This window comes from Sphingomonas sp. Ant H11, from assembly GCF_000797515.1.
Lineage (GTDB): Bacteria > Pseudomonadota > Alphaproteobacteria > Sphingomonadales > Sphingomonadaceae > Sphingomonas.
Window position 1 is genome coordinate 1 of record NZ_JSBN01000174.1, and the last position, 11,451, is coordinate 11,451.

Consider the following 11,451-nt stretch of genomic DNA (forward strand, 5'->3'; position numbering starts at 1 on the left):
GCCGTGGGTCGGCCCGCCGTATCCCGGCACCTCAGCCCTCCAAACCCCACCCCCATGATACCAATTGCACACCCCCCCCGTGCTTTTCCTGCAGGCCTGTGCTAAGCGCTCGCTTTGGCGCGCGCCCCCGCCGCCCCCATATCCGGAATACCATGCCCTTTTCACACCTCCCCACGCTTCTTGCCGAAGCGCTTTCCGCCCGTGGCTATGCCGCCCCAACGCCTGTCCAGGCTTCGGTTATCGAACCCGAGGCCGAAGGCCGCGATCTCATCGTTTCGGCGCAGACCGGCTCGGGCAAGACCGTCGCGTTCGGCCTTGCCATCGCGCCGCAATTGCTGACCGAGGACGAAGGCCGCTTGCCGCCGCCGCGCGCGCCGCTGGCGCTCGCCATCGCGCCGACGCGCGAACTGGCGCTGCAGGTGAGCCGCGAGCTGGAATGGCTGTACGCCAAGGCCGGTGCGCGCATTTCGACCTGCGTCGGCGGCATGGACGCCAGCCGCGAACGCCGTTCGCTCAGCCATGGCGCGCATATCGTCGTCGGCACGCCGGGGCGTTTGCGCGACCATATCGAACGCGGTGCGCTCGACCTGTCCAACCTCAAGGCGGTCATTCTCGACGAAGCCGACGAGATGCTCGACATGGGCTTCCGCGAGGATCTCGAGCTGATCCTCGACGCCTCGCCGTCCGAGCGCCGCACGCTTTTGTTCTCGGCGACGATGCCCAAGTCGATCGTGGCGCTGGCCAAGCGCTACCAGAAGGATGCGTTGCGCATCTCGACCGTGGGCGAGGATCGCGGGCATGGCGACATCAGCTATCAGGCGGTGACCGTCGCGCCGGCCGATATCGAGAATGCCGTCGTCAATTTGCTGCGGCTGCATGAGGCGGAAACCGCAATCCTGTTCTGCGCGACGCGCGACAATGTGCGGCATTTGCATGCCGGCTTGATCGAGCGGGGCTTTGCCGCGGTCGCGCTCTCGGGCGAGCATAGCCAGAATGAGCGCAATGCCGCGATGCAGGCGCTGCGCGACAAGCGCGCGCGGGTGTGCGTGGCGACCGACGTTGCCGCGCGCGGGCTCGATTTGCCGTCGCTGAGCCTCGTCATTCACGTCGAACTGCCGCGCGATGCCGAGACGCTGCAGCACCGTTCGGGCCGCACCGGCCGCGCGGGCAAGAAGGGCACGGCCATCCTGATCGTGCCGTATCAGCGCAAGCGCCGCGTCGAGATGATGCTGCGCGGCGCGCGGATCGCGGTCGAATGGATGAACGCGCCGACCGTCGACGACATCCGCAAGGCCGACAAGTCGCGGCTGATGACGATGCTGATGGAAGACGTCGAAGTCGACGAGGACGATCGCGCGCTCGGCGCACAGTTGCTCGAGAAGAAGAGCCCCGAGGATATCGCGGCGGCGCTGGTGCGCAGCTATCGCGCGCGGATGCCCGCGCCCGAGGAGATGATCGAACAAAGCGGGGCGAACCAGCGCGAACCCGGCAAGGAGCATCACCGCGAGGGCTTTGACGACGTCAAATGGTTCCGCATGGACATCGGTCGGCGGCAGAATGCCGATCCGCGCTGGATCCTGCCGCTGATCTGCCGTCGCGGGCACATCACCAAGAACGAAGTCGGCGCGATCCGCATTGCCGCCAATGAGACGATGTTCCAGGTGCCGAGCGCGATCGCGGCAAAGTTCATGGCAGCGGTGAAGCGCACCGCGGGCGAAGAGGCCGAGGGCGGCGTGCAGTTCGAAGCGGTGCAGGGTGGCCCGGTCGAAGCCGAGCGCGGTCCGCGCCGCGCGAACGGCCCGGCACCGGTGCGCCACAATCCGCGCCCGACGCTGCGCCCGGGTGGCCCGAACAAGCGCCCGCAGCGGTAATTCTCATCCTCCCCGTACTGGGGAGGATTTGATGTTCTGCTGGTTCCCCGCTAACGCGCGGGGCATGAACGCACCTCAGCCCAAGCCATGGGTCATGGCTATCGCTCCTTATGTTCCGGGTCGCTCGACGGTCGAAGGCGACACGCCGGTCATCAAGCTGTCGTCGAACGAGAATCCGCTTGGCACCAGCGCGCAGGCGGTCGAGGCATTTGCGCGCCATGCGGGCGACCTGGCGCGCTATCCCGATGCGGGGGGCGGCGGTGCTGCGCGAGGCGATTGCGGCGCATCATGATCTCGATCCGGCGCGGGTGATTTACGGCACGGGTTCGGACGAAGTGCTGCATCTCGTCGCCGGGGCCTATGCCGGGCCGGGCGATGAAGTGATCCAGGTCCGTTATGGCTTTGCGGTCTATGAAATTGCGACGCGCCGGGTCGGCGCGACGCTGGTGGTGGCGGACGACCGCGATTATGCGACCGATGTCGATGCGATCCTGGCGGCGGTGACCGAGCGGACGCGCGTGGTGTTCGTTGCCAACCCCAACAACCCGACCGGCACCTTCACCGCCAAGGCAGAGATCGCACGGCTGCACGCAGGCCTGCCGCCGCAGGTGATGCTGGTGCTCGACCAGGCCTATGCCGAATATCTGACGCCCGAGGATGACGATGGCGGGCTGGAGCTCGCCCGTACTGCGCCCAATGTGATCGTCACGCGCACCTTCTCCAAGATCCACGGGCTTGCCGCCGAACGCATTGGCTGGGGCTATGGCTCGGCCGAGGCGATTGCCGCGATGCACCGCATCCGCGCGCCGTTCTGCTGCACCACGGCGGGCCAGGAAGCGGCGATTGCGGCTTTGGCGCGGCCGACTTCATCGCTGCCTCGCGCGAGCATAACCGCGTGTGGCGCGCCTGGTTCAAGGACGAGATCGCCAAGCTCGGCAATGTGGGCCTGCGCGCGGTGCCGAGCGAGGCCAATTTCCTGCTCGTCCTGTTCGAAGGCGCAGTCACCGCCGAGACGGCGTATAAGGCGCTGCTCGAGCGCGGCTATATCGTGCGCTGGCTGCCGGGGCAGGGGCTGGCGAACGGCCTGCGCATGACGATCGGCACCGAGGCGGAAACGCGCGGGCTGGCCGAGGCGCTGCGCGAGATCGTGGGCGCGTAAGGGCGAGCCACGCCCGAGTCCTCACCCCCGTTCGTTTCGAGCGCAGTCGAGAAACGGCCCCACGCGCTGTGCCAGGTTTCTCGACCACGCTCGAAACGAACGGGTTTGGGGGGCGAGATGCCGCCCTCGCTCAAGCGGGCAGCAACTCCTTCAGCGGCACTGCTGCGTCGGCCAGCCGCGCGGGATCGACCACGGCGCGCGCCACCACCAGCGTGCGGCCCTGCACATAATCGCGCGTGGCGTTGACGCAGTCGAGCGCGATGACATGGCCGTGCTTGAGATAGATCACCGAGAAGCTGCGCGCGGCCACATCGCCGCGCAACACCACCGCATCATGGCCGATCGACAGGCCGACCGTCTGCAGCTTCAAATCATATTGGTTCGACCAGAACCACGGCACCGCGTCATAGGGCGTTTCCTCGCCGGTCAGCAGCTTGGCGACGGTGGTCGCCTGGTCGTTCGCATTCTGCACCGATTCGAGCCGGATCACCGCGCCATCGGCATAGGGATTTGGGTGTGCGGCGCAGTCGCCGATCGCGAAAATGTCGGGCAGGCTGGTGCGGCACAGCGCGTCCACGTTCACGCCATTGCCGCCGTCCGCGCCCGCCGCCAGCAGCGGGGCGACGGCGGGGATGATGCCGATGCCGACGATGACGAGATTGCCGGGCAGCACCGTCCCGTCGGCCAGACGCACGCCGCTGGCAGCCCCGTTCTCGCCCACGATCGAGTCGACGGTCACGCCGGTGCGCAGATCGACGCCGTGCGCGCGGTGCTCGGCCTCATAGAAATGCGACAGCGGTTCGCCCGCGACGCGCGCCAGCACGCGCGGGGCCGCCTCCAGCACGGTGACGGGTTTGCCGAGCTTGGTCAGCACGGCGGCGGCCTCTAACCCGATATAGCCACCACCGATGACGATCGCGTGGGTGACGGCGGGCAGTTCGGCGATCATCCGGTCGACATCGGCGCGGGTGCGCACGCCGTGGACGCCGCTCAGATCATGGCCCGCACAGGTCAGGCGGCGCGGGGTGCCACCGGTCGCCCAGATCAGCGTGCGATAGCCGATCGTGCTGCCATCCGCGGTGCTGACCTGATGCGCGGCGGCGTCGACCGATACGACAAGCCGCCCGGGGAGGAGTGTGATGTCGCGATCGACCCAGAAAGCTGCCGGACGGATCAGCAGGCGCTCGAACGGCTTGTCCCCGGCCAGATATTCCTTTGACAGCGGCGGGCGTTCATAGGGCAGTTCGGGTTCGTCGCCGAGCAAGGCGATCGTGCCCTCGAACTTGCGCTGGCGCAGCGCAATCGCCGCCTGCGCGCCGCCATGCCCGGCCCCAACGATCAGGACATCGAAGGGCGTCGGGTTGGTGTCGGTCATTGCAGATCCTCTCCGGCAGGGCAGTGTTCTTTGGGCCCTCATGAAAGCGCGACTGGCGCGGATCAACCCCCGCGCGCCAATAGGTAGTTTCCGCAGCTACCCGGGCGGGCTTCGCAATCCTATTTCCAGCCAGCGAAATGCGGCGTCGATCAACCGCCGCTGTTGCGAAAGGTGGCCCGATGATTGAGCATCTCACAACCCGGACGGGCTTTGAATTTCACGTTCGCCCCGCGCGGCCCGAGGATGACGGCACGGTTGCGGAATTTTTCACGCACGTAACCCATGAGGATTTGCGCTTTCGGTTCCTGACCGGTCTCAATGAAGTGCGCCCCGACCAGATCGCTGCGTTGACGCATATCGACCATCGCTGGTCGGAGAATTTTCTCGCCTTCACCAAGGATGGGTCGATGATGATCGCCACCGCGATGCTCGCGTGCGACGCGACCTTCGAGCGCGGCGAGGTCGCGATCGCGATCCGCAAGGACTTCAAGAACAAGGGCGTGGGCTGGGAATTGCTCGCTTATGTCGCGCGGTTTGCCGAGACCAAGGGCGTGAAAGTGCTCGAGGCGATCGAAAGCCGCGAAAATCACGCGGCGATCGAGCTGGAGCGCGAAATGGGCTTCACCGTCGAATCCTATCCCGGGGATTCGAGCCTGTTGCTCGTCAGCCGCAAGCTCGCGCACGACGTGCCACGGGCGGGGATGCCCAACCGCCCGATGTAAGGGATGGGTGAGGGCGCAAAGGGTCCCGTGGTCTGCCGCTGCAGGCGTGACGGTTTGGCGCGACGGCATAGCCGCAATCGCCTTGGCGCGCCTGAACCATGCGATCCCCGGCAGGCCGTGCCCGGACTCCCGTTGGCGGGTGCGTCGGGATCCAGCGCGGGTGGGCAACGATGTCAGCAATACATTTCAGGCAATGGCAGATTTACTGCCCCGCATAACGGCCATCATGACGGCGATGGCCTTGAATGATTTGCGTGAAGTGACCGTCGCCGATACGGGTGTAGAGCTTTCCCCAGAAAGGATGTGTCGGCTCTTCAAGGCTTTCGCCTCGATCAAGCAGGATGGTATGAGGCAGGGTCGGTCGATCTGTCAGACGATCGTTGGGGCGCATGGCGAACCTGGTGAGACGGATCCATTAGCGGGGGGCGGTACGGCGTTTCATTCCACCTTCATGCGGAGCGTGTCCCATGCCCGATAGGCTCCCGGACAAGCGCATCATCCACCTCGTCGACGATGACGACGCGATTCGGCGCTCCACCGGGTTTTTGCTGCGAACAGCCGGATTCGAGGTGCAAACCTATGAGTCGGGCACAGCTTTCCTCGCCGCGGTAGGCCATGCCCTGCCGGGGTGCGTGTTGCTGGACGTGCGTATGCCGGGGGTAGACGGGCTTGAGGTCCAGCGCCTGCTCAACGAGCGCGGGATCGCTTTTCCGGTGATTGTGCTGACCGGGCATGGCGATATTTCGCTGGCAGTGCGGGCGATCAAGGCGGGTGCGGTCGATTTTCTGGAAAAGCCGTTCGAGAAGACTGCGTTGCTGCACGCGATCGACGAAGCTTTTGATCGTCTGGCGAGTACGCAGGCCGAGCAATTGAGCGCGATCGAGGCGAGCGTCCGCCTCGCCGCGCTGACGCCGCGCGAGCGCGATGTGCTGGATGGCCTGGTCAACGGGCAACCCAATAAGATCACTGCTTACAAGCTCGGCATTTCGACGCGTACCGTGGAGGCTCACCGCGCCAACCTGACGCATAAGCTCGGCGTGCGCTCGATGTCCGACGTGCTGCGGCTGGCCTTTGCCGCACGGCTCCACACATCATCGGGCGAATGAAAGCCGACGTTCCTGCGACCGCCGCGCACGTCAGCCCAGAAGCCGGCCGACATGCCGCGCGATCTGCGCATTTTCCTGCGAGGGCAGCACGCGCTGCGCGATCGGCCCGGCAAAAGCGAGATCGGCGGAGATGGCGGCGCGCACCGCGGCATCATGTTCGCCAATGCCGCCGGTGAACACGATCAGGTCGGCTCCGCCCAGCACCACCAGCATCCCCGCCATCTGCTTGGCGACCGAGCGGCAGAAAATGGCAAGAGCGAGCGTCGCGGCGGCATCGCCCGCTGCGTGCAGCACGCGCAGGTCGCTCGAGCGCCCCGACAGGCCGAGCAGGCCGGATTGGCGATCGATCAGCGTTTCGATTTCCGCCGCATCCAGGCCGCGCTCGCGCATCAGATAGAGCAACAGGCCGGGATCGATATCGCCGGCGCGCGTGCCCATTACCACGCCGCCCGAGGGGGTGAGCCCCATGCTGGTATCGACCGATTGCCCGCCCAGCACTGCCGTCACGCTCGCGCCATTGCCGAGATGCGCGATGATGAGGCGGTGCGGCACCGCATCGCCCAGTTGCGCGAGGATCGATTCGCACGACAGGCCGTGGAAACCGTAGCGCCGCACGCCTGCGTCGCGCAGCGCCTTGGGGATCGGCAGCGTGGCGGCGATGGCGGGCAAGCTCGCGTGGAAGCCGGTGTCGAAGCACGCGATCTGCGGCACGCCGGGATAGCGCGCCTGCGCCAGCGCGATCATCCGTAGCGACGCCGGGCCGTGCAGCGGCGCGAAGGCGGTTGCCGCCTGCAACCGCGCGAGTACGTCTGCATCGATCCGCACCGGTGCGAACAGGTCGATGCCGCCATGCACGATGCGGTGGCCGATCGCATCGGGCTGGCCGCCGCCGACGTCCGCGAACACGCCCGCATCGACATCGGCATGTTCGACCTCGCCCGTGGACAGTTCGACCACCGCATCGCCGACCGCATAAAGGCCGTATTTGACCGAGGACGAGCCGCCGTTGAGCGTGAGGACGCGCTTGCCGCTCACCGCGCCCATTGCCAGTCGCGCACTTCGGGCAGATCCTCGCCCTGTTCGGCGATGTAGAGCTTGTGGCGCTCGATCATCGTCCAATAGCGTTCGGTCTCGGCGGCCACGCGGTCCCGCAGGCGCGGGATGCGCTCGATCGCGTCGAGCGCCAGGCGATAGCGGTCGAGATCGTTGAGCACGACCATGTCGAACGGCGTCGTCGTGGTGCCTTCGTCCTTATAGCCGCGCACATGGAAATTGCGGTGGTTGGTGCGGCGGTAGGCGAGCTTGTGGATCAGCGACGGATAGCCGTGAAAGGCGAAGATCACCGGCTTGTCGGTGGTGAACAGCGCATCGAAGGCGCGCTCGTCAAGGCCGTGGGGGTGCTCCGATTGCGGTTGCAGCACCATCAGATCGACGACGTTGACGACGCGGATGCGGATGTCGGGCACGAATTGGCGGAGCAACTGCACCGCCGCCATCGTCTCCAGCGTCGGCACGTCGCCGGCGCAGGCCATCACCACATCGGGCTCGCCGGAATCGCTCGCCCATTCCCACACGCCCGCACCCGTGGTGCAGTGGCGCACGGCCTCCTCTATGCCGAGCCATTGCCATTCGGGCTGCTTGCCCGCGACGATGACATTCACATAATTGCGACTGCGCAGGCAGTGATCGGCGACCGACAACAGGCAATTGGCATCGGCGGGCAGATAGATGCGGACCACCTCGGCGCGTTTGTTGGCGACATGATCGAGGAAGCCGGGGTCCTGGTGCGACAGGCCATTATGGTCCTGCCGCCAGACATGCGAGGTCAGCAGGTAATTGAGCGAGGCGATCGGCCGCCGCCACGGGATGCCGCGCGTGACCTTCAGCCATTTGGCGTGCTGGTTGAACATCGAATCCACGATGTGGATGAAGGCTTCGTAGCATGAGAACAGCCCGTGCCGCCCGGTGAGCAGATAGCCTTCGAGCCAGCCCTCGCAGAGATGCTCGCTCAGCACTTCCATCACGCGCCCGTCGCGCGCGAGGTGCTCGTCGACCGGCTCGACCTCGCCCATCCATGCCTTGCCGGTAACGTCATACACCGCCTGCAACCGGTTGGAGGCGGTCTCGTCCGGGCCGAACAGGCGGAAATTGGCGGCGTCCAAATTAAGCGCCATGACATCGCGCAGGAAGCCGCCGAGCACCGCAGTCGCCGCCGCCTTGACCGTGCCATGCCCGCTTTGCGCGATGGCGTGTTCGCGGAAATCGGGGAGGATCAGCGGCACGAGCAATTCCCCGCCATTCGCGTGCGGGTTGGCCCCCATGCGGCGGTGCCCGGTCGGCGCAAGCGAGGCATAGTCCTCAAGAAACTTGCCGGTCTCGTCGAACAATTCGGCGGGGCGGTAGCTCAGCAGCCACTCTTCGAGTTGGCGGAGATGCTCGGGGTCCTTGAAATCGGCGATCGGCACCTGATGCGCGCGCCAGGTGCCCTCGACCGGCTTGCCATCGACGAATTTCGGCCCGGTCCAGCCCTTGGGGGTTTGCAGCACAATCATCGGCCAGCGCGGGCGCTCGCCATCCGGCGCACCGTACCGCGCCTGCGCCTGAATATCCTGGATTTGCGCCAGCACCGCGTCGAGCGTTGCTGCCAGCGCCTGATGGACCGCCTCGGGATCGTCCCCCACCACGAAATGCGGATCATAGCCATAGCCGCGCAGCAGCTCGGTCAGCTCCGCGCGACCGATCCGCGCCAGCAGCGTGGGGTTGGCGATCTTGAAGCCGTTAAGGTGCAGGATCGGCAGCACCGCGCCATCGCGCGCGGGGTTGAGGAACTTGTTCGAATGCCAGCTCGTCGCCAGCGCGCCGGTTTCGGCCTCGCCATCGCCGACGACGCAGGCGACGATCAGATCGGGATTGTCGAACACTGCGCCATACGCATGCGCCAGCGAATAGCCGAGTTCGCCGCCTTCATGGATCGACCCCGGCGTCTCCGGCGCGACATGGCTCGGGATGCCGCCCGGCCAGGAGAATTGGCGGAACAGCCGGTCCATGCCGCCGCAGCTGCGCTCGATCGCGGGATAGCGCTCGGTATAGGAGCCTTCGAGATAGGTGTTGGCGACCAGCCCCGGCCCGCCATGCCCCGGCCCGATCACCGCGATCATGTTGAGATCGTGTTCGACGATCAGCCGGTTGAGATGGACGTAGAGCAAGTTGAGCCCCGGCGTGGTGCCCCAATGGCCGAGCAGCCGCGTCTTGACGTCGGCCAGCGCCAGCGGGCGATCGAGCAACGGGTTGGCGCGCAGGTAAATCTGCCCGACCGACAGATAATTGGCGGCGCGCCAATAGCCGTGCATCCGCCGCAGCAGATCGGGCGACAGCGGGCCGGAGATGGGGGCACCGGGAATGGGCGCGCCGGAGCCAAGCGGGGCGGGGAGCGGATCGGTCATGGGCATTCCTGTGCTGCGCGCGGTCTGGGGGCGGTTATGCCTGCGGGGGGCGTGCGGCGGCAGCTTCGGGAAATACGGGGGTGGGGGGGCGGGTGGTCAGTCTGGTTCTAGGCGGAAAATCGCTAAAGCCGCCATCAGGTGAATATGCACTTGGTGATCTTTTGGACTATTTGACGCTCGGACCTTTCATTCGCCGAAGTCGGTCGGGTCGGCGAGAAAGTGCTCGACGATGTATAGCGACGCGAGATGCCGCTCGTGCGGCCAATCGACCCCACATGGGCAATCGTCCTCTCGTGTTTCGCGACGCCAGACTCCATCCTCGCTAATACGGTGGAACCAGCCACGATTTACGCCAACGGCATCGATCTCTTGGCCCGGGTGCCTCACCATCAGAGCGCCAAGGTGGACAAGGTCCGGCTCGACCAGGTCGACTGCGATGCCTTTCTGGTAGAAAAGGCCGCCTATGTGTTGGGGAAACTTAACCAGCGTAGGTGCCTCGAAGACGACCCCACCGTGCTTTTTAAGCATGGCTAAGACCTTAGGATAGACTCCGGGAAAGCCGCGGTCTGGCGACCCGAACATCGTGATCTCCGGAACTTGGACCGCGATACCGCCGGGGAATCCGTCTACCTCGTCGAAGAGGTCCTCGATCTTCCCGCCACGGTAGAAGGCAACCGTCGGGGAGGCGATTTTGACGAAGCTATCATCATACTCGGGTAGTTCGATCCCTCGGCGGAAAGCGGGGATGTCGCCCACAGGATTGGCTATACCCGGTATCGGAATCCAAGGCAGGCTGAGCAAAGCATCCAGGATCGGATCCTCGGGGGGCGACGGAAAAACATCGTTCGTCGAGACTAGGCCAGCTTCAGCCGCGAGTTCGCGGAAGACGGCGCAATCCGCCTCAATATGCGCCAGGAAACACTCGGCGGGCAACGGCGTGTTCCGAAGGGGTCCGAGGAGGAGGGCGCTTTGCACGCTGGCGCGCGTTCGGGCCCCCTCGATTGCGATCGCAGTCAGGTCGGTGATGCCTACTTTCTCGCAGGCTGTCCGGTTGAGCACGTAGAGATGGCCGACGCCCTCGGCGGCATCGTAGCTCGCCATTTTCTTGCGCAGGAACATGGGGCTTTCATCGCAGTCCTCGCAGAGTTCCACGGTTTGCTTGTCAGAATACTGGTTACCCGCGAACCATGCCGACACGGCCGCGTGGTCCGAGCAGTCGACATAGAATGACCGAAATCCGTAGTGCTGGAGGATTGCCTGGTTCAGCGCCAGGTTGGAATGTTGGCCCGTGAAGGCCCCGAGTATCTCATCGGCATAGCGGCCCCACCGGAGCATCTCAGGAGGGATGCAGCCATTACGGTCGAACGATGTCGTTGCGGATGGCTGTTCAGGCGTGCCGAAATGTTCTGTTTGGCCGCGATAAAGAACGTTATCGCCGAAGTCGGCGAGGCATTCTTTGAGATTGCCCAGATCATCCGCCTTGATAATCTTCATCCCTGCACCCTTTCGCGAATGCCAAGTGTCTTCTTTTCTAGTTATCACCAGTTGGGGGGTATTGCGCGCGGGAATAGCACCTACGAACCCGTTAGGTGTCCGCTTTCGGGTAGACGAAACACAGTTCCTATGATCGAAATTTGGAGCGCATAGCCGCCACACACACCCCCTACGTACTTCCCGCCCCTCGACCCCCGCCGTCGCGCCGTCGCATCCCCCGCAAGCGCAGACCGGGGAGCCAAGCCGATGACCGTCGAACGCCGCTTCAGTCGCCGGGCCAC

The 11,451-nt window shown here is 65.3% G+C and carries 8 protein-coding genes and 1 pseudogene; 4 read left to right on the forward strand and 5 right to left on the reverse strand.

Annotated elements, in window-relative coordinates:
• Positions 1-152 precede the first annotated feature (152 nt).
• Entirely contained in the window at positions 153-1,871 is a 1,719-nt protein-coding gene (locus tag NW75_RS20895) for a DEAD/DEAH box helicase (protein WP_033967333.1), read from the forward strand.
• A gap of 64 nt (positions 1,872-1,935) precedes the next feature.
• Positions 1,936-3,030: pseudogene (gene hisC / locus NW75_RS20900) on the forward strand (histidinol-phosphate transaminase).
• A 130-nt stretch (positions 3,031-3,160) separates the two neighbouring features.
• On the opposite strand, the gene NW75_RS20905 reads toward hisC, so the two are convergent.
• The gene (locus NW75_RS20905; protein WP_033967334.1) at positions 3,161-4,405 is read right to left on the reverse strand and encodes an NAD(P)/FAD-dependent oxidoreductase; all 1,245 of its coding nucleotides are present in this window, start codon (positions 4,403-4,405) and stop codon (positions 3,161-3,163) included.
• A 179-nt stretch (positions 4,406-4,584) separates the two neighbouring features.
• Between NW75_RS20905 and NW75_RS20910 the strand changes: the two genes are divergently transcribed.
• Positions 4,585-5,127, forward strand: coding sequence for a GNAT family N-acetyltransferase (locus NW75_RS20910; RefSeq protein WP_033967340.1), 543 nt, complete (start codon positions 4,585-4,587; stop codon positions 5,125-5,127).
• 202 nt (positions 5,128-5,329) lie between these two features.
• Here NW75_RS20910 and NW75_RS25455 read toward each other — a convergent pair whose 3' ends face one another.
• Positions 5,330-5,518 (reverse strand): hypothetical protein, encoded by a 189-nt coding sequence (locus tag NW75_RS25455; protein ID WP_197057905.1) that lies wholly within the window; start codon positions 5,516-5,518, stop codon positions 5,330-5,332.
• Positions 5,519-5,594: 76 nt separating this feature from the next.
• On the opposite strand from NW75_RS25455, the gene NW75_RS20920 reads away from it, so the two are divergent.
• Positions 5,595-6,233 carry a response regulator transcription factor gene (locus NW75_RS20920; RefSeq protein ID WP_033967336.1) on the forward strand — a complete coding sequence of 213 codons (639 nt, stop codon included), beginning with the start codon at positions 5,595-5,597 and terminating at the stop codon, positions 6,231-6,233.
• A gap of 30 nt (positions 6,234-6,263) precedes the next feature.
• Here the strand turns inward: NW75_RS20920 and NW75_RS20925 are convergent, their stop codons facing one another.
• The 3 genes from NW75_RS20925 to NW75_RS20935 form a co-directional block, all read right to left on the reverse strand.
• Positions 6,264-7,277, reverse strand: coding sequence for an acetate/propionate family kinase (locus NW75_RS20925; RefSeq protein ID WP_033967337.1), 1,014 nt, complete (start codon positions 7,275-7,277; stop codon positions 6,264-6,266).
• Positions 7,265-9,676, reverse strand: a complete 2,412-nt coding sequence (locus NW75_RS20930; RefSeq protein ID WP_033967338.1) for a phosphoketolase family protein — start codon at positions 9,674-9,676, stop codon at positions 7,265-7,267. The genes NW75_RS20925 and NW75_RS20930 overlap by 13 nt, the downstream gene beginning before the upstream one ends.
• 186 nt (positions 9,677-9,862) lie before the next feature.
• Positions 9,863-11,170, reverse strand: coding sequence for a hypothetical protein (locus NW75_RS20935; RefSeq protein ID WP_033967339.1), 1,308 nt, complete (start codon positions 11,168-11,170; stop codon positions 9,863-9,865).
• Positions 11,171-11,451: the final 281 nt, after the last annotated feature.

What these genes read in the sequence shown, in the direction of transcription:
- NW75_RS20905 (WP_033967334.1), bottom strand. Translation starts at nt 4,405, where the DNA reads ATGACCGACACCAACCCGACGCCCTTCGATGTCCTGATCGTTGGGGCC.
- NW75_RS20920 (WP_033967336.1), top strand. Translation starts at nt 5,595, where the DNA reads ATGCCCGATAGGCTCCCGGACAAGCGCATCATCCACCTCGTCGACGAT.
- NW75_RS20930 (WP_033967338.1), bottom strand. Translation starts at nt 9,676, where the DNA reads ATGACCGATCCGCTCCCCGCCCCGCTTGGCTCCGGCGCGCCCATTCCC.
- NW75_RS20935 (WP_033967339.1), bottom strand. Translation starts at nt 11,170, where the DNA reads ATGAAGATTATCAAGGCGGATGATCTGGGCAATCTCAAAGAATGCCTC.
- NW75_RS20910 (WP_033967340.1), top strand. Translation starts at nt 4,585, where the DNA reads ATGATTGAGCATCTCACAACCCGGACGGGCTTTGAATTTCACGTTCGC.
- NW75_RS20925 (WP_033967337.1), bottom strand. Translation starts at nt 7,277, where the DNA reads ATGGGCGCGGTGAGCGGCAAGCGCGTCCTCACGCTCAACGGCGGCTCG.
- NW75_RS25455 (WP_197057905.1), bottom strand. Translation starts at nt 5,518, where the DNA reads ATGCGCCCCAACGATCGTCTGACAGATCGACCGACCCTGCCTCATACC.
- NW75_RS20895 (WP_033967333.1), top strand. Translation starts at nt 153, where the DNA reads ATGCCCTTTTCACACCTCCCCACGCTTCTTGCCGAAGCGCTTTCCGCC.